We start from the raw sequence: 25593 nt of genomic DNA on the forward strand, positions 1-25593 counted from the left end.
TCGAACACCAGCCTTTATGAGCAAGGCAGAAATTTCAAATATCCTCAGCCACTATACCCGCGCTTATGATGGCTCCGCCGATTTCGCGTTCTCCATACAAGACCGGCACAGGATTCCCCATAGCAATAGTGTTCACGGCGCCGCCGAAAGCGTATGAGGGTCTATTGTCAGGATCGTCGCGACCCTGCAGGCCTTTAGGTTGGGGTGAAAGCATCTGGTATACACCGCCGGCCATCATCCCGACACCTCCAGCTGCTAAGCCTGCACCAAAAGTCGCCAAAGCACCCGAGCTGAGAGTAGCGATAGCAATCCCGGCAACCACCATTACCGCGCCGAGAATGGTCTGGAACATCCCTGCTTTCTTTGCCCCCTCCATTACCGGCGCAATGCGGATGTCGTTATTGCCGCCAAGGTTCTGGTAGTCCTCCACGCCGATGTTGCGCTTACCTCTGAACACGGCGAAGACCATGCCGTTTTTTTTCGCGTTCATCAGGTAGCTTTCAAAGCCGTCGAAATTGACGCACAGAGCTTTCACGGCCTCGGCTGATGTCTGGACTGCAAATTTGTGAACGCGCCCGAACCGCGCGCCGAGCGCGCCATACAGGCGAATGGTGGTTAATCGCGCCATGGTTTGATCTCCTTGGGTAAGTTTTTATGGCGGACGCATATCATCGTCCGGTCTCTGAAATAGCCGCGGGCATAAGGGGTAATGCACGAGGGCTGGCCGTAAAGGTGGTGAAGTAGATTACCTTCTTCGGTGAGGACACCCGCATGGTTCCACTTATCGGACTGCACCTGCATGATGACCATGCAGCCAGGCACAGGGTCACACTCGATAAAGCCCTCTTTCTCCCAGTTGTCGAAGTAGAGGTTGTCCGGGTACTGGCTCTCCCACCAGGGATAATCAACGCGAAAATCGTTCAGCACGACGCCCTGCATGGCGTGCCAGTCCATGATCAGCCCCCAGCAGTCATGCGAGCCCAGAATGAACGGGCGACCAATCAGGGGGATCTCGTCCGGGGTAATTTCTGCGTACTCGTCGCAGTCGGGCGCATAGATGCCCCAGACCACACCAGAGTTATTGCACTGCTGGCGGTCAAGGTCAGACGGAATTGGCCGGGCGCCGTCGCCCGGATGGGAGTGAATGACACGAATGATCGTGCCGCTATCCTCCGCGTTAGCCCACTCCTCGCCATCGATGCGGAAATGCTCTTCGGGTTGTTCATGGCTATTCGGTACCGGGACGTAGCGCTGGCGGCGGCCCGCCTGGATAACGAAGCCACAGCACTCGCGCGGTGATTCCTCCAGTGCATGTGCCCGGATTGCTGCCATTATCGTTTTGTTCATGGGAAAACCTTATCGGGAGATCAGAACCGTGCTGGGGTAGCCGCCAAAATCGAGAATGGCGGTATTGGGCTCGGCCAGGCCAGCGCCGAATCGTTTACGGCAGTCGCTAAGGCAGCCGCCGCATGCGTCCAGCGCGGGGTCAGCAACCGGATTGCCCTTGGCGTCAAAATAAGCCGTGCCGTTGTAGGTGCAGCCATCGCCGCTACGGTACTGCCCGCGCATCGCCCACTCGCAAAGAGAAGTTATCTGCCGGGTGGGAATGACCTGTCCTTGCAGATCCGCAGGGCTGCTCATGGCCCATGCTACTGTTTCGTCATGCTCTGCCGTTTTGGTATCAAGCCAGAAGGTCTGGAGAGAAAACATTGTCGGGTCAGCAGTCGGGTTAATACCGTCCGGGAAGTTCACGGCATCGAGATACACGGCATAGGTGTCGATAATACTCACCTTCGCGTTGACCATATCCCGGAACTGCAGGCACAGCGCTGTGATATGCCCGTCCAGGTTTGACACGCTGAGATCCGGCTCTGCCGCCTGGTCTGTTGAAAGCTCAAGGCCGGACATCTGGAACGGCCAGAACTCATAAACCTCGCCATCCCAGATGATGGCCTTTGGCCCGAGCTTGTCCTCGTCACCGTTTGCCGCGTCGATTTCTTCGGATGTGTGAGGGAACGGGCTGTAATGGAAGCGGTGGATCCCGCCGCTAAATTCTGACGCGTCCACCGTGATTAATCGCACCCTGCCACCGGGTGCCAGTTTTGCAGCCTGATCGACCAGTGCCATTATGCGTAAACTCCGTAAGCCCGCTTGATGGTGAACGTCAGTTCAGCAGCATTACTACTGATCAGGTTCTTACGCACCGAATTAGCCACGACGCGATAGAGGCCCTTTTCCTCTCCCGGCGGGGTGATGATGAAGGCTTTTACGGTATGGGCCAGCAGGAAGGCGCGGAGCTCGTTAACCTCAGTATCCTTGCCAACATATTTCATCGGGACCTGAATGGCCGTGGAGTTGATGCCGTTATCTGCTACCTGTTCGTAGCCGTCGCCAAACTGGGCCGAGCGGATCGCCTGGGCATACTCAATGGCCCCGCCGCCCAGCTGCACAGGCCATCGGTAAGTTTCGACTGCCATATTTACTCCATAAAAAAAGCCCACCGAAGTGGGCTATCTGCCTTTAACAAAGTTGTAAATCATCCCACCATTCTTCAGGTGCTTCTGCACTATCTGAGTGGCTGCATTCTGCATCTCCGCCGCAAGCGCCCGGCCCATTGCATCGCCAGAGCCTTCTGATTGCGCTGAAGCATTACCGTTAGCATCAACGTGCACGGTGGTTTGTATCACTGGAGCCGAACCGGCCGCGCCCGCGTTATTGCCCAGGCCGAACATAGGTGCCCGACCGACAAGACCACCGCTGGCGTAACCCCGGGCGTTTCGCATGAGCGCGTAGAGGTTATCGACGCCCAGCGCGCTGGTGGCCTCTTTGGTGAAGACAAACTCGTCTTTATGAACGATGCCTGCAGGCTCATATTTGCCGCCGGGGCCGGTATAGCCACCTGTGTCATAGAGGCTGACGCCGGAGTTTGCGGCACTGGCATAGGCACCTGATGGCGTGCTCCCGCTGCTGCTGCTGACACTCCCGGTTACCCACCCCAATGCGGACTGCACGGCGTAGGCCACCAGCAGCCGGTTGATGACATCAGCGATCATCTTCATCATCGACGCGGCAAAGCTCTTGAAGCTGGCCGTGCCGGTGGTGACCAGACTCGTCATCATGTCAGAGATGCCGCCCATGGCTGACTGCGCCACGCTCTGCATCGAGGCGTAGACGTTAGTTGCAGAGTCCAGGTACTCAGCCCAGCCCCTCTTAAAGCCAGCCCGCCAGTCACTGCGAAGCTTATCCTCAGCATCATAATAATCCTGAGCTGCTTTAAGCTCCTTATGGTAGCCCTCATCCTCAAGGTTGCCACCGGCATTAATCCAGCCGCTACGCAGCTGTGAGAGCGCCGTCTCGCGGCTGGCCAGCCTGTCGCTCATCGTTGCGCCTGACTCAAGCCCGGCCTGCTTTTCTGCCATATGCGTGACGTATTTGCTGGCGGTATCCATGCGCTTGTTGAGCTGCTCCTGGGCGGTGATCTGGTCGCCCAGCAGCGCTTTCTGGCGGGCCAGTTCCAGCACCTGATTCTTGCTCGCCAGCAGGGATTGCTCCTGCTTAGAGAGCTGCCGCGTGCGGGCCGCCTCCTCAAGCACGGCGAATTTCGACTCGGTAGTGTAGAGGTCTTTCCGCTGCTGGCTAATCGTGTCATTGACCGAGCGGTGATCCTGCAGCGTTTTCAGCTGAGCCTGCAGCGCCAGCAGTTCGGCCTGCGCGGAGTCCTCGGCGCGATCGCCGGCGGCGACTGTTACCCCTTTGACCCTGGGCGTTTTAGGGTCCTGATAAAGCTTTTCAATGCCAGCTCGCGCCTTGGCTAACTCAGCCTCACTGAATGGTTTTACCCGCTGATTTTCAGGCAGGAACTGAGTTGCTTTAACGGCTTTGTTTCTTTCCTGAATAGCCTTTGCAAGCGCCTTCTCTGCAAGGGCGCGCTTTTCGGCAGGGGTCGTTCCCGCATCAAGATATTTATTAACAACGCTCTGGGCCTCAATGCCGTCACTGTTAATCTTATTAAGCTCAGCCCTTGCCTGGTTATATCCCTCCTGAGACTTGACAACAAATTGCAGCTCTTTTTCCTGCTGGCGCAGGGCGGCAAGCTCTTTACTAGACGCCCCGCCATCACCGATGTTACCCAGCCCGAAAGCGCCTGGCCGGGAGCTGTCGGTAAGCTCCCTGATACGCTTTTGCACCATTTCAAGCTGGTCGGCAGTGGTTTCCTTACGCCCAATCCCTAAAGCAGCATCCCAGTACCCCTTCCAGGTATCTGATACGCTGCGGACTACCCGGTCGATCAGCCCGAGGTTATCCAGCACCTGCTGGCTGCGCTGCTGCTCCGCTTTGCTGTACAGCTCAGCAGCATATTCCGCAGCCTCTTCCTGGTCCCCCCGGCGCTCAAGCGCAGACAGGTAATCGAACTGTGATGCAGTAAGATAATGCAGCTGCTTGTTCAGCTCTTCTGATGCCTTTGCGGGTGAGTCATAGAGCTTCTGAAAGTTTTTGATGGTTTCGTCAACTGACTGCCCTACTGCATCTTCCATTGCTGCAGCTGTTCTGGCGACGATCTCAAGCTTTCTGCCATCAAACTGCCCGGTGCCAACTACTTTTGCGAGCGTGGCGGCTGCTTCACCAGGTGTAACGCCTGCATCATCAGCGATCTGCTTCGACAGGAGCCTTAGCTGACCTGCTGTTTTGCCCGCATAATCTCCCGTTAAAATGAGCTGCTTGTTAAACTCGGTAGCCTCCTGCGAGCCTTTATACCATGCTATCGCCAGCAGCGAAGCGACACCAACCAGCCCGCCAATAGCTACTCTGGCAGGGGTGAGAAACGAGAGAAGCCCCCTGCCATGTTCCGCATTTTCTGCCAGCGAGTTGGCGTTCTCTGAAAGCGACTCGGACGAATCATCAGAAGCGCTTTTTATTCCCAGAAGCTCTTCCTTGATAAACTGAAACAGCCCACCAATGCCGCCGAACGAATCGCTGATCTGCCCGCCCTGCTGGATCAGTACCATCCACAAGGGCATGCCACCAGCGATAGAGGTGGCAATGTCAGTGAACTGCGCAGGCAGCATTCTCAGAGCCTGCTGGTATTGCCCGGCGGTGAGCGTCCCGCTATTAAATACACGCTCCTGCTCGCTCAGCTTTGCAATGAACGGAGCCGCCTGCTGCGACACTCCCAGCTGCGCCGCTTTCATTTCCAGTATTTCAGTCCGCGTTTTACCTATTGCATTGGCCTGGTCCTGAAGCGAAGAGATGAACGATTCGCGGATATTCTGGTTGCGCCGGAGTTCCGCCGCCTCGGCCCTTTCCGCTGCCTCCATTTCAGCAATGGCCTGCTTAACCATCCGGGACTGGCTGGCGGCAATCTGGCGCTGGGCAGCCTCCTGCTGAACAGCGCGCTCCTGTTCGCGCAACCGCGCAATAACCGGGGCGGCCTCTTCGGCGATCCCCATTTGCGCCGCCCGGTACTCGGCCAGGTCCGCTTTACTGGCACGGAATGTCGCCGCCTGGTCGGTGATCGACTTCAGGAAGCTGTCCTGTGCGGCGGTGGCGCGCTGCGTCTCCTGCGCCTGCTTTAACCGTTCCTGCCCTTCGGCGGTCTCTGCCTCCATGACCTGAAAGAGTTTGTTGCGGGTGGTTTCCAGCACGGAGTTAAAGCGGCTGTAGTCATCATCGCCCAGCATGTCCTTTGCGCGAAAGCCCGCCAGCGACGCCTGAAGAGTCTCCAGCTCGTTCATGGCCCGGTTAACGGGGCTGATTTTATTCAGCAGGTTCTGCAGCTCCTGCTGCTGTTGCTTAAGGCTGTCAGCATTTTTCTTCTGATGATCGATACCAGTACGGAAAACGCTGTTGAGATCATTAGCCTTACCGGCAGCTCCGGTCGCAGTTTGCTGGAAATCGTCCAGCGCCTTATTCCCGCGCTCCAGCTCGGCGGTATTCACTCGGAGCGAAATCGTTGCAATATCAGACATTACGCCCCCTGATGGACAATCTTCAGCGCCGCGCTTTCCATCACGCGGATATCCATTAACGCGGTTACCTCATCCTCCACGCCGTTCAGCTTCATCAGCCAGGGCAGCACGTTGTAATCCAGCCCGGTGATGCCGCCCATGCCCGTGCGCCATTGCGTGCCCATCGACTGGAAAACAGCGAACGCGGGCCAGACGTCCGGCCATACCTCAACGGTCTGCTCTTCTTCGGTGTAGTCATCAGCGCTCAGGCCAAACGCGGCCAGGTCTTCGGTGGAGGGTTCAGGCGTATAAAACGCCGAGGCAACCGCTATCAGTTTTTTTCACGGTTACCCGTCAGCTCGCGGTAATAGGTGCTGACGATTGCTTTCATCGCACCGGGATAGTTGTCCAGCAACACCTCAAGATTTTCCTGGCTGAACGCGTCCGGCAGCGCCCAGCCTTCGGTGATCTCTACCAGAAAATCGACGGCGGTTTTGCCTTCCATCGTCTCAAGCGCGGCCAGCTCCTTGATCGGCTTGTGGCGGAAGGTGAAGGTAATTACCCCGTCATCGTCACCGGCACGCGGGATAGTCACGTCGGCTTTAAACGTGGGTTTAGGTTGCAGCTGAAATTTAGTGGCCATGTATTCCTCGGCAATAAAAAAGGCCCGCTGTCGGGCCTGTAACGGGCTGGGTTAGGCTGCCGCCTGCGGGGCGGCGTCTTTGTAAAACGTCATGTCACGGGACTGAATGGCAAAAGCTGGCTGCACCGTTTCGACGTTGTTTACAGCGGTTGTCGGCATAGGATCGAATGATGCCTTTGCCGACCAGTAGCGCATTTCCTTTGCTTTCGGCACGTACATGCGCAGCGGCAGCGTATCGCCGGAACGATCGGCAGCTGACAGCACACTGTAAATCGGCAAAGTAGAGTCATGCGCCATCGTGATGTTTTGCGACTTGGCCGCCTTGTAGGTCGCCAGGTTGCGCTGGCGGTCATCGGCGAGGAACTGGATCTGCGTGTACTGCTGGTCGCCGCCGGACTGTGCAACCTCGGTGATTTGCGGGATTTCAGTCCACTCCGCCACTTTGCTGAGTGAACCAGCACCCGAGCCAGCCGGGAAGTGATTGGTATCGGTGCTGTTGATCACCCCGATCGTCACGCTGGTGGTCGTCTGCGCCGTTACGCGGACCACCAGGCTGTCAATCAGCGCCCAGCCACTGGAAACCAGTACCACATCGCCCACAGCGAGGCCGTGGCCGTTTGCAACGGTAAAGACAGCGCCTGCGGCATTGCTTACGCCCGTCACTGCCACAGGCGTGGCGAGTTTCGAGCCGACGAATACCGTGGCGCCATTGGGTAGTGCGAAGCCCATAGGGATTCTCTCCATGTAGAAATAAAAAACCGGCAGCGCCGGTGGGGATGATCAGGCTGAGATATCAGCCCGGTAGTTGATGCTGACAGGGATGGAGTAAGACACGCCGTCCGGTATGCCGGGGAAGATGGCAGGCGGTGAAGTCACCCAGGCGGTAAAGCCGTCGCCGGGTATCTCCTGGTTCACCGGGAACAACCCGACGACGCGGCGGGCCAGCGCTCTGGCCTGTGATTTGCCACCACCAGCTGGCGCGACGACGGTTACCTGATACACGCCGGGGTAGACCCGGCAGTCACCAGCCAGATCGATGCTGTAGGGCTGTGCGGGCATATCGTGGGAGATCAGATACAGCCCGTCGGCTGGCGGGTCGAACTGAATGTTATCCCACGCCACCGGCACGCCCTCGCCGTCCGCCCACATACCCAGCATGGCCTCAAGCGCCGTTGTGATGTCCGGTATCATTTTTAACCTCGCTGACTGCCTCGCTGAAGTACCGCTGGAACTCGGCGGCGGTGATGCGCACCATGCCTCCGGGCGCCTGGCTGGAATGCCCCATCTCCAGACGGTATGCGTACGGGACGTTATTGCAGAAGTAGATATCCCGCACACCGACTTTAAACAGGCCCAGCGTGACATTTCCTGCAGCGATCGTCAGATGACCAGCTTTATCAACCCGCCCCGTTTCGTCGGTAGTGCGCGCATCAAATGAGACCTGCCAGTTGCCACGAAAACGCCCGCCGGTGTAGCCGGGCGGTGCCTTAATATCCATGCTGTCGTTAACCCGCTCCGCCTTGCGGAGTCGCCCTGTTTTGGTCAGGTTAGCCGGATCGGCCATCTGCATCTGGTTGTGCTCTGCAACTGCACTGTTATAGGCAGCCGCCGTCTTGTTAATGGCCCATAGTTCAGGGTTCCCCACAGGCGACATCTGCACCAGCCGCGCCAGGATCTTAATCCCCACGGCGCGCACTACTTCCTCCTGGTTAGTTTTGGCTTTATCAACGAATGCCGTGATAGCGGCTGTAAAGGCGTTGTTGTCGCTCATGCTATGCCCTCAGCTGCGCGCGGTAGCACAGCAACAGTCTGCCCGGCTTAACCGGGTTGGGCTTTTCAATGCGGTACCATTTGCCGTCCACCTCCACCATGTCACTGGTGCGCAACTCGGTATCAGCAGTAAACACAATGCGCGTGTCGCCGTTTATGATGACCGTACCGTCAATTTCGCCGGGTTTATAGTCAGTCCGCACGCCGATGGCAGTGAAGGTCTTATCCGGTTCGCGATGCTCAACGCCGCCGGTGACCGTTACTGTGCCCTTGCGCTTTACCGGGTACACCGCGCCGTTCTCAGTGAGCAGGCGCGTGCTGGTAGCTCTCATGCGAGAATAGTTAACAGGCATATTACGCACGCTCCGCAAAGGTGTTTACGGCATAGCCACGACCACCAGCCAGCTCGCCGAGTAAAGCCATCACCGCCGGGTAAGACGGTCTGAACACTTCGCCGTCAGCGACGGCATACGTCGTGGTTACGGCTCCTTCCACGCGCTCGGACTTCACAGCCGCTTCACGCACACTGCCCAGCAGATCACCATCCATCGCCTCGACCGCCAGCATGCACTGCGCAGTAACAATCTGACGCGGCACCTCACCTGCGGGCAGTTCGTAACCGTCCAGTTCGATGCCCGTGCGCGGCCACGCCAGCGGCTGCTTTGGTTCGCTTCGCCAGCCAGCCCACTCCAGCCCCTCAAGGTAATCCATCGCCCGGATTAGCAATGGCGCGATCTTTTCCGGCAGCGTGATGTCGCGCAGATCCGCAAAGGCTCTCAAATCCCCCTCGCCTGCGTAGCTGTTCATGGCCGGTGAAGTGATATCGGTAATGATCATCGTTGCACCCAAAGAAGCGGGGCTTGCGCCCCGTCAGTTAGTCTCCGGCAGCGGCAGTGAAAGTGATTTCTTCACTGGTTTGTGCCACTCCATCAACCGTACCCGTCACGGTGAATGTTCCGGCGGTATCGGAGGTGAGTTTCACCGTGGCACCACCGGCAGAGCCGGTCTGCGATCCCTCAGTGCTCAGTGTGCCGCCAGTAGACGACCAGGCGACAGCTGCTCCGGACACGCCCGCGCCGTTACGGGTGTATTTCAGGGAAAAGGTAACCGCATCGGTACTGTCAGCAGTTGCGGAGGTTTTATCCGCTGACAGGGTTACTCCCCCGATGCAGCACCCAGCTTGATCAGCACACCCGCAGTGGATTTGTTGCTGGTGAAATGCTTTTTCCAGTTACCGGCCGTGCCGATGGCAGTCAGATCCGGGTTCTCGCCTTTAGCCGTGTCCCAGCTGTAGCCCAGCAGCTCAACGTTTACGGTACCTTCAGCACGGTAGCCGACCGCAAGGTTTTCCTGATCGTTGATGTTGTAGGAGCGAAAGCCCGGTGCCTGCGATTCGGTCACGGTCACCGCACCGGCCACAAGCCCCAGAATGGCGGCAGCGTCCATGGTATCGGTCACCAGCACCGGCTTACCCAGGGTGCCCGGCTGGCCGCCGTACACCACCACGCCAGCTTCTTCATAGATCTTGCTGGCGATCGCCTCGTCCACGATGTCGAAGTAGGTGGCGGAGTGCATGACGAACAGCACCACGCGGTTGAATTTGTCACCGTATTTGCGCAGGCCGCGCGTCAGGGTTTTCTTCCCGTCGGTTTCGATGTCGGCGGTCACCACCATTTCAGCGTTCGCCCCGATCGCCGCCGTTAACGCCTTCAGGCCATATTTCACGTAGCCTTCCAGGGTGGCATCAGCCACATCAACACCGATCACTTCAGAGAATTCATCCACCGTACGACCGCGGCGTTTGAAGGCTTCTTCAGTGGTTTCATACGGGCCGTATTTCCACGGTGCCTTAACGGACACCGCTTCGCCTGCACCGATTTTTTTACCATTTACCTTGCCGGTGGAGTTCACGTCACGCGATTCGATGGAGCCACCTACCTTGTAGAAAGCGCGCTTGCGGAAATCACCCTCAATCAGCTCGTTATCCAGCAGGATCGCGCCATTGGAAGAGGTGTTGAACACCTCAAGATTATCCTGGCGGCGCTCGAGAAAAGCGGTCTGGGCCAGATCGTCATAGATGACCAGATCGTTATTTACAGTTGTTGCCATTGAGTAAGTCTCTTATTTCGGAAGTTTGAGGAAGGCCTGCTGGCCATGCTTGCGGATATAGTCCGCCTTTTCGCTGGCGCTCATCTCTGAACGTTTCTGACTGCCACCACCGCCTGGCTTGTGACCGCCGGCGCCGGTACCTTCAGCGCGCGGGAACAGGTGCGGTGCCGTCTCCTTGAGCGACTCCGCCCATTCAAGCGGGCTTAGTGGGGTTTTGCCGTCTTTGCCGAACAGAACATCGCCATTTGCATCAACTGCTATGGCCTCGCCTTCGTCGTTGAGCTGGAATGTGCCTTTGGCACGCAGGATCAGGTCATCGGATGCTTCCGCCAGCGCGCCAGCTTTTGATGCTGCCGCCCGGATGGCATCACCCAGTACACGATCCCGGAATTTGCCGGAAAAGGCTTCAGCCTTGTCCGCGCGGTCATTGGCCGCTTTGATCTGCTTATCGACATCAGCGCGCAGGCGCTCGGTGCGTTTATCCAGTACCTCGTCAATTTTTCCGGCAGCGATCAGCTTTGCCTCTTCGTCGTCGGAAAAACGCTGCAGAATCCCGCGAACCGCATCAGGATCGATTCCTTCAAAGCGGGAAAGGTTGTCTTTCTGCTGCTTGATGGTGCCCAGCAGCTCGGAGTTTTTGGTTTTCAAGCCGGTCACCTGAGCAGCAACCTGATCATCAATCAGCTTCTGAATTTCTGGCGTAATTTCGGTACCGCCGCCCCCGCCCCCGCCGCCCTGTCCATCATCTTCTGGTGCGTAGTATTTCAGGAGCATATTTCGGATTAACATGATTTCCCCTTGGGATGTTATGGGCCTCGCCCAATAAAAAAGGCCGCCCGGAGGCAGCCGTAAGTGAAAAATGTTTTGGGATCAACTGAGCGCTTTAAGGCGGGCCAGGCTTATCCATTCGCCCTTGTCCGTGAACATCTCCCCAAGCTTTAGCTCGCCGCTGCGGTAAAGCGCGGCCCGCTCCGGCCCGAGGATCTCATCCTGACGCTGCGGCGACTGCCGGGCCAGCCAGTCCAGATAGGTGGTATCCGCCGGCACCTGCCCGTCCATGCTGGCGCGGGTACCTTCATCCATCTCGTCGTTGTCGATCCCGAGCTCACGCCACGATTTGGTAATCAGCGTCTCTGTGGAGCGGCAGCAAAAGTGAATTTTCCCCGGCCCCTGCAGGTACGGCACCTTATGGCCTACAGGTTTATTGTCCAGTGTATAACGCAGGCGGTCACGGATGATGCATGTCGGCGTGGTTTTGTTGTCCAGCGTGGAGAGCCACTGCTTGCCTTGCAGGATATCGCCATTGGCCTCTGCGAAACTGGTTCGTGCCGTCGCTGCCAGGTGATTCACTGCCGTTTTGGTAATGCTGGCGGCGTTTGTCCGGCTGAGTTGCAGCGCGCCGTCCTTATAGCCTTTGCTGGCGATCCCGCGAACCTGCCGGGCAATCGTCTCCGTGGCGTCACCCAGCAGGTAGCCGCGGCGCACTGCATTGACAACACGTGCCATGCGGTCGGCTTCCAGATTATCAGCCCACTCGCTCAGTAATCGCCCCTGAAAGGGCTGGGCCATAGCCGCCGCGTGAAGCTGCTCAGGCGTGATGCCCTGCAGCGGATGCCGCTCTTTCACCTGCTGCGGCAGTAGCGCGTCAAACAGGCTCAGCTGGTAACCCGCCTCATGCCCGGCCAGCTGCAGGAGCTCATCCGCCAGGCTGGTCTGCATACCCGCTATTGCCTGCTGGTTAAGCTCGCGTACGCTCCCCAGCAGGCTTTCCAGCCGGCTGACCGTAAACTGACTGGTGGGCAGGCTGTCCATCGCTACCAGCAGCCGTGCGGTAAGCTCGGCGTCGCTGTCATTCAGCAGCTTAACCATGCGGTTTGCCACACCAGTGCTGTAACGGCTTATCCAGACGGTGTGCGCTATGGCTTCATCACGAAGCTGGTCATTTACCGTTGCCATTGTTACCGCCGATCAGGGTGGGATTAGGGTTGCGCAGCTCGTCAATGATGTCGTCCGGGCTGTCTGCCGGGTCGATAAGGTCAAGCTTCTGCAGCGCCCGGACCATATCAGTGTCGCGGATTGCGCCGGACTGCCAGGCGTTCACAATGGCGGTTACCATGCCGGACTCGGCGACCTTAGCAATGAATTCCTGGTTGATCGCGTAGGCCGCCTGCTGCTCATCGACGCCCAGATACTTCGCGCACCAGCCGATGACCTGCGAGTAGGCCTCCGATACGTTCGACACACAAATACCCAGCACAGAGGTGGACGATGTCTGCTCGCTACTGGATTGCGTTGCAGTCTTCACCGCCGCATTCTGCTCGATGAGCCGGGCACCCAACTGCACCATGTAGTCGCGCTTGCTGTCCATCGCTTCCTTCGCCAGCATGTTGGGCTGCGCCTGGGCATAACCAAAGCTGCCTTCCCGGGGCAGAAGTAGCGGCGAGCGGGAGCCGATTTTGACCCCCTTCTTCTCCAGGTGATCGCGCCAACCCTCATCCAGCCCCGTCATGTACGGCTGAACCTGGCCGGAGAACCACACGCTGTCTTCGTAATCAGCACTGTTCCGGTAGTGACCGTGGTTGATTTCCACCAGCGCAGCCAGCGGAGAATCATCAATGGCAGGATCGTTGTTCTGTGCGCCGACGAAGGTGAACGGGATTTCGTCCCAGCTGTCTTTGCCTTTGGGCTTCGGCTGGTATTCACTGGTAACAGCGTATGCAGCGGAACCGGCATCCGCGCTGCGGCGCCACACCCGGCAGATGAACCGGCCCTCTTCAAGCGCAAGCTCGCGATACTGGACCTCATCCTTAAACGCGTAGCCGTCCTCCTTCTCTACACATTCCCGCAGCACCACCAGCACCAGCTGATCGCGTCCGTTAATGCGCTTCGTGCGCCAGTTAATAATGTTCTCGGCCAGATAACGCAGAATGATGGCCTGGCCGCTGCCCTCTGCGTAATCGACATAGAGCCCGTCGCGGGCCACCTCCAGCACGTTCTCGGTCACCAGCTGCGACTGCTGGTAAATGCTGGTGCCAGCGCCGTCGGCGTTCTTCAGCAGATAGCTCAGCTTCTCCGGCGCGGAAAAGGTCGGATCCTTTCTGAAGGCCAGCCCGAGGAGGCCGATTTTGGTATTGCCCGTAATCGCGTAGAAGACAGCCCGCTGCAGGTAGTCTTCATTGCGCTTGCGGTTACGCATGCTCTTGTCAGTAGGGTCGAGGAAAGGCAGGTAGTTATTGCCTGGATCTTTTACCGCCTCTGCGCCTTTGCAGAAGTCCCTGATTTTCTTCCAGGCAGCGCTGGCCGCCCGGTGTTCAGGACGAACCCAGGTGATGTCGTTATTAGCCATATCAGAAGGTGGTATCCATGGTGATTGAGTATGCCGGCTTGACGATGGGGTAATCCTTCACAATGAAATACCCGCCACCATCGTTGGGGTGGTCGTTATCTGCTTTTTTGTCCGGTTCGCCGTTTTTGTCCCACACCTGCTGCTCCAGCGACTCCGTATAGACCGGACAGCGCTGAACGTTGACGAGGTACCGGCGTTCGCCCAGCGCGTTGCAGAACATGGCGTTCATCGAGTTGATGCGGTCTTTCACCGGTGGGTTTGCAGCGTTGACCATCACGCTAAACCCTGCCTCTCTGAGCTGAGCAATATCGGTCAGGCTGGCGCAGTTAGATTTGCGGCTGTCGCCGGAGGCATCCGGATAAACGTAGATCTGGCGGCTGGCGACGTAGCAGCCGCCCTCGTAGCGCCAGAACTCTTCCTGGATACGTTTTATCATCGCTGGCGTGTCATAGACCTTCACCAGTTCCCGCACCGCCCGCGGCAGTCCGTCACGCTTCACATGAACGATGGCGGCCATCTTGCCAACGTTGAAGTCCATGCCGATAAACAGCGGCTCGCCCGGCTGCTCTTCATCTGTGCAGTTGTTCAGCCGGCGATCGAACTGGTGGTAAATGGTGCCGCTGGTCAGGTTGGTAAACTGCCCGCGCAGGTAGGCCTTAATCAGTTCTGGCGGATAGCTCGCCAGCAGCGAGGGAATATAGTCATCAGGCAGGTTCGCTTCGTTATCGAACGTTGAGGCCTGTACGAGTCCATACAGGGTTGCCAGCTCAGGCTTGTCGCGCACTGCTTTGACGAACTGCTGGTAAACGAACTTATACCCTTCCGGCGTGGTGGTGACGTCAATGCCGTTACGCAGGCCATCTACCTTATAGCGCATACGGGCGATGATTTTCCGCCAGGCCTGCTGCGCTTTTAACGCGGGCATTACGTCCAGCTCGTCCACCAGCGCGTTGCCGATTTTGAAACCGACGATCGTGGCCGGCTTTTCCATCGAGCGGCAGATGGTGGTGCCCCGATACTGCCGCCCGGCGTAGAAATGGACCTCTTTGTTACTCTCGTTGATCTTGACCTTCAGGCCCCAGTCAAACGCCACCTCCTCCACTGTCGGATAGAAGATGTCGCGGATCTGCGGATAGGTCGGCGCGAAGTAGCCCTGGTTGATTCTGGGGTGCTCCCACATCCCCTTGCAGATGCCACCGCAGCCCACCCAAGTCTTACCAGAACCGAATCCTGCAACGTAAGCCTTGAACTTGTGCGGCATCGCCAGAAACTGCGCCTGCGGTACGTTAAGGGTCGGCGATATCCCCGTCATCGTCGTTCCTTACGCGGGCATCCGCGACGTTGATGTTGATTGCCACGGGCAGCGGTACCTCATCTTCCGGGTCGGCAGCGAGCTCTTTGCGGAGTTTTTCCACTTCCAGCTGGCGGCGTTCGATTTCGATCTGCTGCAGCTGCTGCGCGAACGCGCTATCCGCCAGGCCAAGCCGCTTCATCACGGCCTCATACATCCGCTCCCGACTGATGGCGGTGATCTCAACGCCATTCTTGCCGAGCTTGATACCGGAGTAAGCCAGACGGGAAACAGGAGGCAACTTGCGGGTATCAGCAAAATAGGACTGGCCGATGCCGTCACCATTGCAGCGCGGGCACGCCGGGTTAGGTTCCCGGTTGTGGTCATAGCCATAGCCGCCAACATCTACCGGCTCTTTACCCTTTTTCTCAATCGCTGTTAGCCGATGTTCTTCAAACTCCACCATATCGCGCCACTGGTAGTTATGGCCGAAGCCATGACAATAGCGGCAGGCACCACGGCGGTATTGCGAGAGCTCATTCGCATCAAACGTGGCGAGCTGCCACATCTGCGCCAGCACTTCATCAGCACTGGCGAGTGTGCGCATCAGGGAGGCCTTTTGCTGCTGCGCAATAGCCTGCGCAACGTGAGGAATCGTGAGGAGCTGACGACCATAACTTGCATCGCTGTAACCTGCCCTTGAGGCGGCGGCCGTGGCGTTCTGGTCTATGAGGTATTCAGCAACGAAGCGCTTTTGCTGGGCGGAAAGCTCGCTATCCACCAGCACATCTGCGCACTTTTCTTTTTGCGCACTGCGCACTTTTTTCTGCGCACTTTGCGCAGAGGGCTTTTTGATATGACGTCGGGCGGTTGCGTAGTTCAGTCCCTGCGCTTCACACCAATCTTTTGGGGAAATGCCGGTGCTGGCATGATCGGACAGGAACCGCTGCTGAAGCTCGCCCCAGTCCGGTTTTGCCATAAAATCCTCTGGAATATTCCAATAAACAAGGCGATATTAGTTATTCAAATCGATGAGGCATCGGCGACAGGACATCTATTGGTAGTCGGCGAGTGCCATTTATTATCCAATTATCAAGGTGTTATATGAATGAGCTTACTGTCGGTGATGTAATTTCAGGACTTAAAGACTACCGTGCATATCTTGAAAAAAAGGTAGCAGACTTCAAGCAGGAGGTTCATGAGCACTGGAGTGAGAGTCGACATCTGCAAAGTCAATTTCTGATTGAAACTAAGGAAAACTCAGAACTCAACTTTAGCATTCCGGCATTGCGTTTTGGATGCTGGTCAACCTGTCGAATTGTTTTCCTAGATAATCTCCCTGTAGCGGAAGTTCGTTTCTCAAGCCAGGTTGAGGAAAAGACATTAGCTATCGAAACATACTATTTTGATACTCAAGGTCAAATGCATGTAGGTTTGCCAGGCACCAATAAACCAGTAAATTTTGAATTTGAAAGAATCGGACAGATATTTTTTGGATCAATCATTAAATCAGCTTCATTAAAAAAACTCATTTCTTTGTGATGCATGTCTCGTGGGGTGTGCGTTATTCCCACCCCTCACCATTCGCGACTATCAATCATCCTATCACTCTATAATCTGAGTAATAAAAAATGCTTTGTTCAGCTGGTCGACTGCTGTAAACCAGCACAGTAAACCTTCTCGATGCCCCAGTCCGGTTTTGCCGTGTTCTTTATCTTGGGTTAAAGCCATTACGATGCCCACTAGCGGTAAGCATTGGAGTGGCAATAAAAAAGCCATCAGCGGATGCGTGTGGCTCAATAATTTTACTTAATAGTAGTGTTAGGTGATTAGTTGAAAGCTATTTTCAATCTTATCTAACAACGACTTATTTATTTCAAACGTAAAACTTTCACCAGTGGTCACACTAACCACACACCTAAACTCTTTGGGATCTGCCCCTTGCTCTCTTAATCCTTCTGCTATTTTTTTTATCCATTCTGAATTACCGTCCAGATCAATCCAAAATGTTGCCTGTTCGCCATAGTCTAATTTCTGAGGTAATTGCATTGATATAGGTGAAATGAAAGGTTGAAAGAATGTTACGCTTTTTTTGAAGTCCCAGTTGATAGAAGTAACTTTCACTGTATTGAGAGAAAGGTTTGTTACAACAATTGATACACCTCTCTTTTGATAAGGTCCAATGAAACTGACCGCTTCTCCAATCCTGCAACTGATATTTGCTTTAGGTTTTCTCAACCCTAAGTGCAAAGAAACGCAGACTGCTAAAAAAGTCGCTATCCCGGAAATCCATGTTCCAATCATCGACCAGAACGCCCAATACGCTGCATCTTTTGTTGCAATCATCGTCTCTAAGGAAATGATATCAGCGTCCATACACCTCTCCATAAGCGAAAAAGCTATTGTAGCTAGAATCATTATCACAGGCACTCAGTGAATGCCTGCTGTAATGAAGGCTTCATCTGCATAGAAACTGGCTCTAACTCTGTTGCACCTGCTGACAGCTTGTAACCACGAAGTACTTTGGATCAATGTCTCTGGCGTCAGCCATAGCTTCTTCAAACTCTGCAACTAGCAGGTCTAATTGCCCCAGCTCATCGGTCCTTAAGAAGTAGTTACCCTTCTCCCTTAAGCTCCAATCTTCCGTGTAGCATTCCCACACTAAAAAGAAAACCATGACTGCCCTCCAACAAAAAACAGGCATTACGTTAGGCCTATCTTAACTGCAATAAAAGTTAATTATCTTTCATGATCGCAGGTCTGATGTCGCAGCCCTGAAACTGGTAATCGCCATAATCGGTGCGCAGCTCTGCATCCACTTCATCAAAAATCCGGTCATACCGCTGGCGCGTTGACTCATTCTCCAGCGCCCGCACAAAGTGGATGCCCTGGCCGTCAGGATCCGTTGCCGTCGAGAACCGGAACGTAAGCTGCCACACTGCCACTTTGTTCAAATCCAAAGGCTGTTTCATATCCCCTCCGCTTAAATTGGTCACGGTCAGGGTAGGTCATTAAATCAGCGATGGATATTGCCATGCTGTTAATTCTTGAGCGATGCCGCATAACCTAACCGCACACTTTCCCAAGGTGCTTCAGACGGCGCAGTTATCACTTTCATAGGCGCCCAATGGATGCATGATGTAACGTTGCGAAAGATTTGATTGGGACTAACGTGCCAAAGTACATAGTGAAGAGAATCCCTACTCATTGTTAGCCAACAATCAGAGGGTTCATGTTAAATAAAACAAAAGAAATTTTAATATCCGTATTAGTTCTAATTGGAGAAGAGATTTTAAGAGAAGCAATAGTTCGTTTAATGAGTGTCTATCTTAGTTGATAGCACGGTAGTATGCCTGCCAGCGATACTTGTCCAGTCGCAGTTCTCGCAGGCATTCTGCCGTCTCAATGTCCGCCTGCAGATCGGCGTCGCTATCTGCACCAGCATCACTTCCCTTGCACGGGGGCTGCATCAAATCCGCTGATGGAGTTGGCAGCGTCGATAGCGCGCTGCCGCAGCCGGACAGACTCATCATCAAAAGCACAAACGGTACGATTCGGATCCTGGACATATTTCACCACGTCGCGGGTTATGGTTCGGTAGATAATCCGGCCCTCGTCACTGGCCTGGGCAGCTTTCTGATCGCCTTTCTGGATTGCTTTCTCGGCCTTGTCTTTCTTTTTGGCAGCCATAGCGTTGATATGATCAGCGTGGGCGTACCAGCCGAAGCGCCAGCAGGTAAGACCTGTTAAACCGCAGAGCGCGGCGCAAAGAGCGATCACGTAGCGGATTTTCATTTATCAAGCCCCCAGCATGTCAGCGCGCTTTCCTGATCACGACGCACAACCTGCCCGTAGCAACCATTCTTCTGCCCCTTCGTTAGCCGACAGTCTTTGCCGCCGTCACGGATCCACCAGCGGATTGCCTCGCATGCCCCTTTACGGTCACCGGCATTGATGCGCTGGTAAAACGTCGAGGGGAAGCACTTACCCGGCCCGATGTTGTACGGGCAGAACGAGGCGATCCCGACCTTCTGTGGTTCGGTCAGCGGCACGCGAATATTTCGATTTACCCATGTCAACGCTTTGTTGCGCTCTACGGCATTTACCTGATCGCATTTGGCCTGCGTCAGCTTCATACCCTGGCGAACCGGCTTGCCATCCACCAGCGTGGCACCACGGCAAATAGTCCAGATTCCGGAGCCGTCGCGGTAGGCGTTCAGGCTGTTGCCCTCTTTCTCGTTCAGGAACTGATCGAGGATAACGGGTGCCGAGGCACCGGCGAGGATTAGCCCCAGAACGGCGGCGCTTAACTTTGCTTTGTCAGCCACTATTCCCCCCTGGCGGCCTTCCGCCGGTCCTCTTTGATTTTGAAGTAAAGGTTCGTCAGATACGTCAGCAGCCCGAAGACCAGGCTGCCGAGCACACCAATGGCCGCCCACTGCGATGGTGATACCTGGTCAAGCAGCTGCAGGCTCCAGTACCCGGCGTTCGTCGCCGATGCTCCGTAGGCAATGCCAGTGGTTAATTTTTCCATGCGTAACATGCTCTCACCTCCGATAGGTTTCGGGGTGCTATATGTAGTAAGGGGTCATGCTCTCCGGATGCTTAACGACAAAGCAGATGGTGGAAGTTTCCGGGAACCTGAAAGAAAAAAAGCCCCGGCATTTGCCAGGGCTTTGATAAAGAATCGACTAATTGGGTTAGAGATTCGCTACTACGAAATCCCCAAACGCATCTTTGATGGCTGTCAGCCAATCTATTGGTGCAAGCTGGGCAAGAGCAGCGAGAGCGATTAGTGCAACTAATTTAGGAGTGAAAAACTGAGCTTTCATGACATTAACCTCATTGGTTGTAAGAAGTTTCTATAGTCTCACGCCCATTTCCCGCTCTAAGTTGTTTACCCATGCTATTTTGCATCTATTGCAGCTTGCGTAAAAAAACCAGTAAAAACTTATGCCGAAAAACACAGACTGCCAGAAACGACAAAGCCCCACGGGATTAACCGCAGGGCTTTAAACGAAGGCAGTAACCCATCGTTAGAAAGAAATTAACACAGATTCGGGAAAAGTAAATAGCCCACGATAAAATTGCAGACTATTTTAATGAGCTCTATCTGGTTATCAACTTAAGCTGCTTCTCGGCCCATGCTTCTTCAATGTCAAACTTAGTAATGAGCTGGTCATAGAAAGGCTTAACCGATTTTTTCCAGGTGTCGAGGGTGATGGCATCTGTAATCTGGCAAATAGCTGCATACGCCTCTGTCGAAGGGATCCGCTCATAACCACGCCCGCTGCAGCGCTTGCAGTCAGCCAGAACTGGCATACCCTGCTTTTCTGTCAGCGCCTTGTTGACGGCCTTCCCGCGGCCCAGACAGACGCTGCACGCTGCGCTATTCTGACCGGTGCCATTGCACTTTTTGCAGAGAACATTAACGGTTTCTTTGACCTTTACCATCCCGGATACGGTCATCTTCCCTTCCGGTTTGCGAAATTTATTGGTGAACACGTCAGCCTGAATAAATCCGACCCCAGCGCAGCAATCGCACTGCTTTACACTGGCGGCACTACGCGAATAGTCCTCAAAGGCGAAGATGGCCAGCTGGCGCATCACCAGTGGTTTAACCTCTGAGGCCAGCTTGCGAAGAGCCGCGACGCTGTCGCATTTGGTCAGTGCGTACTCGGCCAGCAGCGTGATCGCCCTCTCACGGTCATTATGGCTGATCCCCATTTTGCCCAGGAAAGCGCTATAGCCCATCGCGGCGCGTTCCTGTGTCATGCCCATGGCAGCCATGATATCTGTGCCGGTAAGCGAGTCTGAGCCAGTGGCGCGCGGTGAGTCGCTAATCATCGTCGATTTAGCGAAGTGGTATTTTATGGTGTTTTCGAGGTTCATGCCCTGGTCCCTGCCATCTGGTAAATACGAATAAAGTTGCGAAGAATGCGGTAATCCACCAGCACCGAACCCGGGCGGCGATAAATGCGTAGGCGCTGCCAGCGCGCCCGGAGAATGTCGATAAGCTCTGTTTTCATGCTGCCACCTGCTTTTTCAGCGCGCGTAAATCTGCCAGGGCGGTGAGCCTGATTTCTCTCAGTTCCTCAACCGTCCAACGATGTGGTGTGTTATTGCTTTCCAGAGCCTGAACCGTCTCTTCGCCGTAAAGCTCCACCAGCGCGGCGCGGTAAGCCTCAATGTTGCCCGATTTATGGATATTACAGACGTCGCACTGGAGATGGATGTTGATACGCGTGAAGCGCAAGTGCCCGGCGGCGGCAGTAGTCCGATAATGGCCGGCATGCCAGGCAAATGGTTTTTTGGTACCGCAGGATATACATCCCTTCCCGGCGGCCAGCTCGGTTTCACGGCAGATATCGTTTACGGCACGCTGTGTCAGATCTACCCAGTGTTTGAGCGGTTTAACCGCGGCCTTCCGCTGGCGCCAGGCGGCACGCTCTTTTTTATCAGTTGCCTTCTGGCGAGCGGATTCTTTGCGCTGCGCCTCTGCACGGGTCTTCGCGGCCTGTTCTTTGCCAACCACGGTGGCACATTCGTAACTGCAGACCACCTGCCCGTCCCGCGCAGGGTGAAACCACTGACGGCAATCGTTATTTGCGCACTTACGGCGGGGTTTCTTAGTCATGCTCAGCCCCCGAAGTGCTGCAGTTGCGCAGCGGCGTTCTCGGCCTCCGCCTGGCTGCGGAATGCGCGGGAGAGGATCCAGCGCCAGAGCACATCGAGCGCTGCGCGATAGAGCTGCTGGAACTCCAGCTCGTCCATGCTGGCAAACGCGATGCTGCGGGGATGTCGGCGGAGGGTGCCATCAGGCAACTGAATGGCGTCGCAATGACCAGCCTCCACGATCACCCATGAACGATAGGCGTCGAAAGATTTGCAGATGCTGATGCTACCGGCGCGCTTATCAGCGATGCGCACCAAATACTGCTCAGCTGCATCCAGCAGCGCGCCTTCGCTGCCGCTGAACGCAGCCAGGAATTTAGCGTAGCCGGTGACCAGCCTGCGCTCGTTAGAGGAGATCGCCCCGCCGGTAGGCTCCCAGTATTCGAAGCCTAGGTTAAGCAGCGCAAAGAATTTACGGTGAAATGCAGGATTGCGCAGCTGGCGGAAATCCGCCTCGAGTACCGCGCCAAGCTTGCATTTTGAATGTAGAAATTCGCTGGTCTCCGGCGTAGCGGGGATCAGGATTCCTGAGGACTGCTTGATGAGTTGTAATTGCGCCATGGTGTTCACTCCGTGGCGCAGCAGGTTTACCGGCTGTTCAGACCGATGAGATCATATTATCAGATGGGCCATCAATACGATAGCCAAGACCCGTGAGGAATTGCACAACGGCATTTGGCGTAAAAATTATTTCTTCGTCCAGCAGCGGGCGCATGGAAATCATCCCGCCGCTGCGATAGACCAGAAAGCGGTCACCCGCCGGAAAGCTACACATCACTGCTCCATCAGTCCGCCTGACAACGTCATACCAGTCAGCGTCTGATGAATTTAAAGCACTGTCACCCACATTACCCCCCTGTTCAGCCGTAAAACGTAGCTCGCGCAAATCAGTTAAACCAGTCGTTAGCGCTTTCCCAGGTTTCCTGCAAGATCGTCTCTACTGCTTTCTTATGATCTTTGTCACCGCCCATGACGCTAAGGCTGTCGGTCGATGCGCGGCGCACAGTAAGTTTGCACCCTGAGAACTGATTGTTTAATCGTTTTGATAGCTCGCTCTCAAGTGCTGACATAGCGCCGTCCGGCAGTTTTTTTGTACGCTCTATGGTAACTTCTACACGCATAATGCTCCCTCCCACTGGAATTACTGTATAAATAAACAGTACACGCAATAGCGAGAATGATCAACTTGTTAAGCATGTAAAAGACCTTATGCCAACTTCTTACCCTATAGTTAACCCACTGAATAAAAAAGAAATAACCTCCCACTAATAACAAACCCGCCTTAGCGGGTTAAATATAATCAAGAAAATCTCAAAAGCTCTATAGGTACAGGCGTTGCACAAGCCAACCTGCGCCTTTCTAACATAAGTGGATCTTTTGTAATTCTCAATTCCTTATGTCTAGAGAGATATATTTTCAAAGAAGAAAACCATAATTTTATAAATTCGAATAGATACTTCCCTTTAATTGCTCTTTCATATGGTAATTCTTCAAATAACTTGATCAAGTTTTTAGCATCAGCGCTTTTTTCATCGACCTCATAACCTATTATTCTTGAAGCGTCTTTCAGTTTTATATTTTTATACTCAACATTAATAACTGATGATATTTTGTCATAAAACTTAGCTTTACCATTGATATTATGATTAACAAATAACGGCTTACATAATTGCTTAGCCAACTCATTAAACTTAATCAAATCAGCTTCAAAATCATGTTTAACTTTCTCAAATAAGTCTGACCAAGTAATATCCATCTTGAACTCATCTTTTAAATAGCTCTTTACTGAGCAAGAGTTGATAATATAATTTTCAATAGAGTAGCAAGAAAGAGTAACAATGCATTTGGAATTGTGCTCATTAATATCATAATCATGATCTACAAAGAAATAACAGCCAGATAATATCTCTTGATCATCTTTTTCCAAAGCGTGTTCGTAAAGCTCGATTATTTGTTTTTTACCTTTTGCAATTAAATGTCCAGAGTTGTTGTAAGTGGAATTACGCTTCATCCACTCATCATATACAGGATAATCGTCTACACCTTCAAAAACAAAAATTTTATCGAAAGAAGAACTTTTCAGCAGAATTTCTTGCTTAAGTGGATTTCTGGAGAAAATTTCTTTTTTCATATTATTTAAGAGGTTTTCGCTCATGAGACATAACCTTTGCGAACCTTCATAGAAGTCGCGAATGATTCTAATTCATTATCAAAGATAAATGGTGAATGAGTTATAGCTATAACTTGTTTAACATTCTCTCCAGCATTCAAATCTGGCAATATCATTCTCTGCCAGTCGATTGATAATGATAACTCAGGCTCGTCAATTAATATTATTTTTGAGGAGTTGTCGCTTAAGTATATAGTTGCCATTAATGAGATGACTTGCTTTTCTCCTGAGGACAGATCATTTAAAGATATTCGATCTCCCGTATGACTATCCCTAACAATTACTTCAAGACTCTGAGGGTCAAACTTTAATGATTTTGAATCACCAGCAGAAGAAAGATACTTATCACAAACTGCAACGAACCTTTCAATCTTGGATTCTTGCTCCTTAGTTTCTTGAATAACTGAATTGAGCTGCGTCAAAAAATAATTTAGATAGGTAATGTCTTTGATTGCATTTTTATTATAGAGATTTTTTAAAGCCTCTATAAGCGAGTTTTTCTTGGTTACAGAGGCTCTTCTTTCGCGTATAGTAGCGCCTGTTTCTTCAACTCGATTTAAAAATCTTTCCAGATCTTCGATTGAAGGGAGATCATTTTTCCCCTTGGAAATCCTGTCGTTATTGCCGTACTTAATTAAATCCTCGAGCATTTTAGCACTTAATGAGCGATACCCCAAGTTAGAAGTTCTTTCTATATCGAGAGTTAACCCTTTTAAAGCATCCTCAACATCTTTTAAGCCATAAGATATTCCATCGCGCTGTAATCTCATGCCTCTCTTTTTATAAAGCCTATTACCGGAAATTTCTCTCTCATCTCGGACTACAGTATCAAAACTTTTTTCAACCCGGCGATATGTTGGTAAAAACACCGTATCAACATCTCTCAGTGCGTTGACTATAACTTTAAATCCATCATTTCTTGCATAATGCCATTTGATATTGACTTGCTCTTGTTTTTTTACTTTATTTAGTATTACTTCCTTTAGTTCCTTAAGATAATGATCAACATATTCCTTTGGAAATTTAACAGCATTATAAATCTCATTTACCACAGAATCTTCAGAATGATCATTATTTTTAGAATAAATTAATCCCTTTGCAAATTTTAAAACATCATGCTCAACCCAAAACGGATCATTTAACGAAAATCTTTCACTAAGAAATGACTTGATATCTTCTACAGGTATCAGAGAATCGCGTTCATTTTTTATTTCAATTTCATCATGATCTGAGATCTTTATAAAAATTGATTTAAACTCAATTCTCATCAAACTCAAATAATCCTGTTCCAAAACAAGTCTTAATGCATTGAGAATTGTAGTTTTCCCTGCACCATTTTCAGAAACAAAGACAGTTGTTTTACCTTTCATATTCATAACTATATCCTTGTAGCCATGAACGCCGGTCATTCTAAAAGATTCTATAGGATAGTGCTCTTTACTAATCATTTTTAAACACCATTATTGTTAACAAAGTTTTAATCCGCAAGCATAAGAATTTATATCAGAACAAACTAATTGACAACTATCAAATCTCGTACACTTGCACATAAATTCCGAATCTTTCATGTTGAATTAAAATTTGCAGTTTCATTTAAAACAACTCTACCTTCCAGTGATTGATATGATATAACATTACTTTAAT

At 53.1% G+C, this 25593-nt stretch carries 34 protein-coding genes; 1 reads left to right on the forward strand and 33 read right to left on the reverse strand.

Annotated elements, in window-relative coordinates; translation table 11 throughout:
- Window positions 1-34: 34 nt before the first annotated feature.
- The 19 genes from NR795_RS07230 to NR795_RS07315 form a co-directional block, all read right to left on the reverse strand.
- Window positions 35-628: a tail assembly protein gene (locus NR795_RS07230; RefSeq protein ID WP_257757733.1), complete on the reverse strand. Its 594-nt coding sequence runs from the start codon at window positions 626-628 to the stop codon at window positions 35-37.
- On the reverse strand, window positions 616-1347 hold the full coding sequence (locus tag NR795_RS07235; RefSeq protein WP_257757734.1) for a C40 family peptidase: 732 nt from the start codon (window positions 1345-1347) through the stop codon (window positions 616-618). The genes NR795_RS07230 and NR795_RS07235 overlap by 13 nt, the downstream gene beginning before the upstream one ends.
- 9 nt (window positions 1348-1356) lie before the next feature.
- Window positions 1357-2127 carry a phage minor tail protein L gene (locus NR795_RS07240; RefSeq protein ID WP_257757735.1) on the reverse strand — a complete coding sequence of 257 codons (771 nt, stop codon included), beginning with the start codon at window positions 2125-2127 and terminating at the stop codon, window positions 1357-1359.
- The gene (locus NR795_RS07245) at window positions 2127-2477 is read right to left on the reverse strand and encodes a phage tail protein (RefSeq protein ID WP_257757736.1); all 351 of its coding nucleotides are present in this window, start codon (window positions 2475-2477) and stop codon (window positions 2127-2129) included. The genes NR795_RS07240 and NR795_RS07245 overlap by 1 nt, the downstream gene beginning before the upstream one ends.
- Window positions 2478-2510: 33 nt before the next feature.
- On the reverse strand, window positions 2511-5966 hold the full coding sequence (locus tag NR795_RS07250) for a phage tail tape measure protein (RefSeq protein ID WP_257757737.1): 3456 nt from the start codon (window positions 5964-5966) through the stop codon (window positions 2511-2513).
- Window positions 5966-6280 (reverse strand): DUF1799 domain-containing protein, encoded by a 315-nt coding sequence (locus NR795_RS07255; RefSeq protein WP_308219178.1) that lies wholly within the window; start codon window positions 6278-6280, stop codon window positions 5966-5968. The genes NR795_RS07250 and NR795_RS07255 overlap by 1 nt, the downstream gene beginning before the upstream one ends.
- Window positions 6277-6588 carry a phage tail assembly chaperone gene (locus tag NR795_RS07260; protein ID WP_257757738.1) on the reverse strand — a complete coding sequence of 104 codons (312 nt, stop codon included), beginning with the start codon at window positions 6586-6588 and terminating at the stop codon, window positions 6277-6279. The genes NR795_RS07255 and NR795_RS07260 overlap by 4 nt, the downstream gene beginning before the upstream one ends.
- A 51-nt stretch (window positions 6589-6639) precedes the next feature.
- Window positions 6640-7317 carry a phage tail protein gene (locus tag NR795_RS07265; RefSeq protein WP_257757739.1) on the reverse strand — a complete coding sequence of 226 codons (678 nt, stop codon included), beginning with the start codon at window positions 7315-7317 and terminating at the stop codon, window positions 6640-6642.
- Window positions 7318-7368: 51 nt separating this feature from the next.
- Entirely contained in the window at window positions 7369-7779 is a 411-nt protein-coding gene (locus NR795_RS07270; protein WP_257757740.1) for a DUF4128 domain-containing protein, read from the reverse strand.
- On the reverse strand, window positions 7751-8359 hold the full coding sequence (locus NR795_RS07275; protein ID WP_257757741.1) for a hypothetical protein: 609 nt from the start codon (window positions 8357-8359) through the stop codon (window positions 7751-7753). The genes NR795_RS07270 and NR795_RS07275 overlap by 29 nt, the downstream gene beginning before the upstream one ends.
- 1 nt (window position 8360) lies before the next feature.
- Window positions 8361-8690 carry a hypothetical protein gene (locus tag NR795_RS07280; protein ID WP_374543951.1) on the reverse strand — a complete coding sequence of 110 codons (330 nt, stop codon included), beginning with the start codon at window positions 8688-8690 and terminating at the stop codon, window positions 8361-8363.
- Window positions 8691-8712: 22 nt separating this feature from the next.
- Window positions 8713-9195, reverse strand: coding sequence for a DnaT-like ssDNA-binding protein (locus tag NR795_RS07285; RefSeq protein ID WP_257757743.1), 483 nt, complete (start codon window positions 9193-9195; stop codon window positions 8713-8715).
- Window positions 9196-9232: 37 nt separating this feature from the next.
- A complete protein-coding gene (locus NR795_RS20695; RefSeq protein WP_374544250.1) occupies window positions 9233-9589 on the reverse strand; it encodes an Ig-like domain-containing protein in 357 nt (118 codons plus the stop codon).
- A complete protein-coding gene (locus NR795_RS07290; RefSeq protein ID WP_257757744.1) occupies window positions 9514-10467 on the reverse strand; it encodes an Ig domain-containing protein in 954 nt (317 codons plus the stop codon). Before NR795_RS07290 ends, NR795_RS20695 begins: the two co-directional genes overlap by 76 nt.
- A 12-nt stretch (window positions 10468-10479) precedes the next feature.
- The gene (locus tag NR795_RS07295) at window positions 10480-11256 is read right to left on the reverse strand and encodes a hypothetical protein (protein WP_257757745.1); all 777 of its coding nucleotides are present in this window, start codon (window positions 11254-11256) and stop codon (window positions 10480-10482) included.
- Window positions 11257-11337: 81 nt separating this feature from the next.
- Window positions 11338-12423, reverse strand: a complete 1086-nt coding sequence (locus NR795_RS07300) for a phage head morphogenesis protein (protein WP_257757746.1) — start codon at window positions 12421-12423, stop codon at window positions 11338-11340.
- On the reverse strand, window positions 12407-13813 hold the full coding sequence (locus NR795_RS07305) for a DUF4055 domain-containing protein (protein WP_257757747.1): 1407 nt from the start codon (window positions 13811-13813) through the stop codon (window positions 12407-12409). Before NR795_RS07305 ends, NR795_RS07300 begins: the two co-directional genes overlap by 17 nt.
- A gap of 1 nt (window position 13814) precedes the next feature.
- A complete protein-coding gene (locus tag NR795_RS07310; RefSeq protein WP_257757748.1) occupies window positions 13815-15125 on the reverse strand; it encodes a terminase large subunit in 1311 nt (436 codons plus the stop codon).
- Window positions 15100-16083 (reverse strand): terminase small subunit, encoded by a 984-nt coding sequence (locus NR795_RS07315; protein WP_257757749.1) that lies wholly within the window; start codon window positions 16081-16083, stop codon window positions 15100-15102. The genes NR795_RS07310 and NR795_RS07315 overlap by 26 nt, the downstream gene beginning before the upstream one ends.
- A gap of 125 nt (window positions 16084-16208) precedes the next feature.
- On the opposite strand from NR795_RS07315, the gene NR795_RS07320 reads away from it, so the two are divergent.
- A complete protein-coding gene (locus NR795_RS07320) occupies window positions 16209-16646 on the forward strand; it encodes a hypothetical protein (protein WP_257757750.1) in 438 nt (145 codons plus the stop codon).
- Window positions 16647-16925: 279 nt separating this feature from the next.
- On the opposite strand, the gene NR795_RS07325 is transcribed toward NR795_RS07320, so the two are convergent.
- The 14 genes from NR795_RS07325 to NR795_RS07390 all read right to left on the reverse strand — a co-directional run bounded on the left by NR795_RS07325 (window position 16926) and on the right by NR795_RS07390 (window position 25397).
- The gene (locus NR795_RS07325) at window positions 16926-17480 is read right to left on the reverse strand and encodes a hypothetical protein (RefSeq protein ID WP_257757751.1); all 555 of its coding nucleotides are present in this window, start codon (window positions 17478-17480) and stop codon (window positions 16926-16928) included.
- 359 nt (window positions 17481-17839) lie between these two features.
- The gene (locus NR795_RS07330) at window positions 17840-18076 is read right to left on the reverse strand and encodes a hypothetical protein (RefSeq protein ID WP_257757752.1); all 237 of its coding nucleotides are present in this window, start codon (window positions 18074-18076) and stop codon (window positions 17840-17842) included.
- Between the two features lie 472 nt (window positions 18077-18548).
- The gene (locus NR795_RS07335; RefSeq protein ID WP_257757753.1) at window positions 18549-18899 is read right to left on the reverse strand and encodes a hypothetical protein; all 351 of its coding nucleotides are present in this window, start codon (window positions 18897-18899) and stop codon (window positions 18549-18551) included.
- Window positions 18896-19432 carry a lysozyme gene (locus tag NR795_RS07340; protein WP_257757754.1) on the reverse strand — a complete coding sequence of 179 codons (537 nt, stop codon included), beginning with the start codon at window positions 19430-19432 and terminating at the stop codon, window positions 18896-18898. The genes NR795_RS07335 and NR795_RS07340 overlap by 4 nt, the downstream gene beginning before the upstream one ends.
- Entirely contained in the window at window positions 19432-19647 is a 216-nt protein-coding gene (locus NR795_RS07345; RefSeq protein WP_053271627.1) for a class II holin family protein, read from the reverse strand. Before NR795_RS07345 ends, NR795_RS07340 begins: the two co-directional genes overlap by 1 nt.
- A gap of 157 nt (window positions 19648-19804) precedes the next feature.
- On the reverse strand, window positions 19805-19936 hold the full coding sequence (locus NR795_RS07350) for a hypothetical protein (RefSeq protein ID WP_257757755.1): 132 nt from the start codon (window positions 19934-19936) through the stop codon (window positions 19805-19807).
- A gap of 277 nt (window positions 19937-20213) precedes the next feature.
- A complete protein-coding gene (locus NR795_RS07355) occupies window positions 20214-20996 on the reverse strand; it encodes an antitermination protein (protein WP_257757756.1) in 783 nt (260 codons plus the stop codon).
- Complete coding sequence (locus NR795_RS07360; RefSeq protein WP_257757757.1) at window positions 20993-21133, reverse strand: YlcG family protein; 141 nt, start codon at window positions 21131-21133, stop codon at window positions 20993-20995. Before NR795_RS07360 ends, NR795_RS07355 begins: the two co-directional genes overlap by 4 nt.
- Window positions 21130-21741 (reverse strand): recombination protein NinG, encoded by a 612-nt coding sequence (locus NR795_RS07365; RefSeq protein WP_257757758.1) that lies wholly within the window; start codon window positions 21739-21741, stop codon window positions 21130-21132. The genes NR795_RS07360 and NR795_RS07365 overlap by 4 nt, the downstream gene beginning before the upstream one ends.
- A 2-nt stretch (window positions 21742-21743) precedes the next feature.
- Window positions 21744-22340, reverse strand: coding sequence for a DUF1367 family protein (locus NR795_RS07370; RefSeq protein ID WP_257757759.1), 597 nt, complete (start codon window positions 22338-22340; stop codon window positions 21744-21746).
- Between the two features lie 37 nt (window positions 22341-22377).
- A complete protein-coding gene (locus NR795_RS07375) occupies window positions 22378-22626 on the reverse strand; it encodes a hypothetical protein (RefSeq protein ID WP_257757760.1) in 249 nt (82 codons plus the stop codon).
- A gap of 40 nt (window positions 22627-22666) precedes the next feature.
- Window positions 22667-22900, reverse strand: coding sequence for a DinI-like family protein (locus tag NR795_RS07380; RefSeq protein ID WP_257757761.1), 234 nt, complete (start codon window positions 22898-22900; stop codon window positions 22667-22669).
- Between the two features lie 179 nt (window positions 22901-23079).
- Window positions 23080-23934 (reverse strand): DUF4435 domain-containing protein, encoded by an 855-nt coding sequence (locus tag NR795_RS07385; protein WP_257757762.1) that lies wholly within the window; start codon window positions 23932-23934, stop codon window positions 23080-23082.
- Entirely contained in the window at window positions 23931-25397 is a 1467-nt protein-coding gene (locus NR795_RS07390) for an AAA family ATPase (protein ID WP_308219170.1), read from the reverse strand. Before NR795_RS07390 ends, NR795_RS07385 begins: the two co-directional genes overlap by 4 nt.
- Between the last annotated feature and the right edge of the window lie 196 nt (window positions 25398-25593).

The organism is Pseudescherichia sp. L3 (genome assembly GCF_024656065.1).
In the GTDB taxonomy this organism is placed as follows: Bacteria; Pseudomonadota; Gammaproteobacteria; order Enterobacterales; family Enterobacteriaceae; genus Pseudescherichia.

Bases quoted from the DNA above. Each gene is read 5' to 3' on its own strand.
- NR795_RS07280 (WP_374543951.1), bottom strand. From the start codon at position 8,690: ATGAGAGCTACCAGCACGCGCCTGCTCACTGAGAACGGCGCGGTGTAC.
- NR795_RS07370 (WP_257757759.1), bottom strand. From the start codon at position 22,340: ATGGCGCAATTACAACTCATCAAGCAGTCCTCAGGAATCCTGATCCCC.
- NR795_RS07260 (WP_257757738.1), bottom strand. From the start codon at position 6,588: ATGGCCACTAAATTTCAGCTGCAACCTAAACCCACGTTTAAAGCCGAC.
- NR795_RS07290 (WP_257757744.1), bottom strand. From the start codon at position 10,467: ATGGCAACAACTGTAAATAACGATCTGGTCATCTATGACGATCTGGCC.
- NR795_RS07335 (WP_257757753.1), bottom strand. From the start codon at position 18,899: ATGAAAATCCGCTACGTGATCGCTCTTTGCGCCGCGCTCTGCGGTTTA.
- NR795_RS07270 (WP_257757740.1), bottom strand. From the start codon at position 7,779: ATGATACCGGACATCACAACGGCGCTTGAGGCCATGCTGGGTATGTGG.
- NR795_RS07350 (WP_257757755.1), bottom strand. From the start codon at position 19,936: ATGAAAGCTCAGTTTTTCACTCCTAAATTAGTTGCACTAATCGCTCTC.
- NR795_RS07330 (WP_257757752.1), bottom strand. From the start codon at position 18,076: ATGAAACAGCCTTTGGATTTGAACAAAGTGGCAGTGTGGCAGCTTACG.
- NR795_RS07360 (WP_257757757.1), bottom strand. From the start codon at position 21,133: ATGAAAACAGAGCTTATCGACATTCTCCGGGCGCGCTGGCAGCGCCTA.
- NR795_RS07320 (WP_257757750.1), top strand. From the start codon at position 16,209: ATGAATGAGCTTACTGTCGGTGATGTAATTTCAGGACTTAAAGACTAC.
- NR795_RS07285 (WP_257757743.1), bottom strand. From the start codon at position 9,195: ATGATCATTACCGATATCACTTCACCGGCCATGAACAGCTACGCAGGC.
- NR795_RS07245 (WP_257757736.1), bottom strand. From the start codon at position 2,477: ATGGCAGTCGAAACTTACCGATGGCCTGTGCAGCTGGGCGGCGGGGCC.
- NR795_RS07230 (WP_257757733.1), bottom strand. From the start codon at position 628: ATGGCGCGATTAACCACCATTCGCCTGTATGGCGCGCTCGGCGCGCGG.
- NR795_RS07345 (WP_053271627.1), bottom strand. From the start codon at position 19,647: ATGTTACGCATGGAAAAATTAACCACTGGCATTGCCTACGGAGCATCG.
- NR795_RS07365 (WP_257757758.1), bottom strand. From the start codon at position 21,741: ATGACTAAGAAACCCCGCCGTAAGTGCGCAAATAACGATTGCCGTCAG.
- NR795_RS07235 (WP_257757734.1), bottom strand. From the start codon at position 1,347: ATGAACAAAACGATAATGGCAGCAATCCGGGCACATGCACTGGAGGAA.
- NR795_RS07275 (WP_257757741.1), bottom strand. From the start codon at position 8,359: ATGAGCGACAACAACGCCTTTACAGCCGCTATCACGGCATTCGTTGAT.
- NR795_RS07250 (WP_257757737.1), bottom strand. From the start codon at position 5,966: ATGTCTGATATTGCAACGATTTCGCTCCGAGTGAATACCGCCGAGCTG.
- NR795_RS07355 (WP_257757756.1), bottom strand. From the start codon at position 20,996: ATGAACCTCGAAAACACCATAAAATACCACTTCGCTAAATCGACGATG.
- NR795_RS07300 (WP_257757746.1), bottom strand. From the start codon at position 12,423: ATGGCAACGGTAAATGACCAGCTTCGTGATGAAGCCATAGCGCACACC.
- NR795_RS07310 (WP_257757748.1), bottom strand. From the start codon at position 15,125: ATGACGGGGATATCGCCGACCCTTAACGTACCGCAGGCGCAGTTTCTG.
- NR795_RS07315 (WP_257757749.1), bottom strand. From the start codon at position 16,083: ATGGCAAAACCGGACTGGGGCGAGCTTCAGCAGCGGTTCCTGTCCGAT.
- NR795_RS07240 (WP_257757735.1), bottom strand. From the start codon at position 2,127: ATGGCACTGGTCGATCAGGCTGCAAAACTGGCACCCGGTGGCAGGGTG.
- NR795_RS07325 (WP_257757751.1), bottom strand. From the start codon at position 17,480: ATGGACGCTGATATCATTTCCTTAGAGACGATGATTGCAACAAAAGAT.
- NR795_RS07265 (WP_257757739.1), bottom strand. From the start codon at position 7,317: ATGGGCTTCGCACTACCCAATGGCGCCACGGTATTCGTCGGCTCGAAA.
- NR795_RS07380 (WP_257757761.1), bottom strand. From the start codon at position 22,900: ATGCGTGTAGAAGTTACCATAGAGCGTACAAAAAAACTGCCGGACGGC.
- NR795_RS07295 (WP_257757745.1), bottom strand. From the start codon at position 11,256: ATGTTAATCCGAAATATGCTCCTGAAATACTACGCACCAGAAGATGAT.
- NR795_RS07305 (WP_257757747.1), bottom strand. From the start codon at position 13,813: ATGGCTAATAACGACATCACCTGGGTTCGTCCTGAACACCGGGCGGCC.
- NR795_RS07385 (WP_257757762.1), bottom strand. From the start codon at position 23,934: ATGAGCGAAAACCTCTTAAATAATATGAAAAAAGAAATTTTCTCCAGA.
- NR795_RS07390 (WP_308219170.1), bottom strand. From the start codon at position 25,397: ATGATTAGTAAAGAGCACTATCCTATAGAATCTTTTAGAATGACCGGC.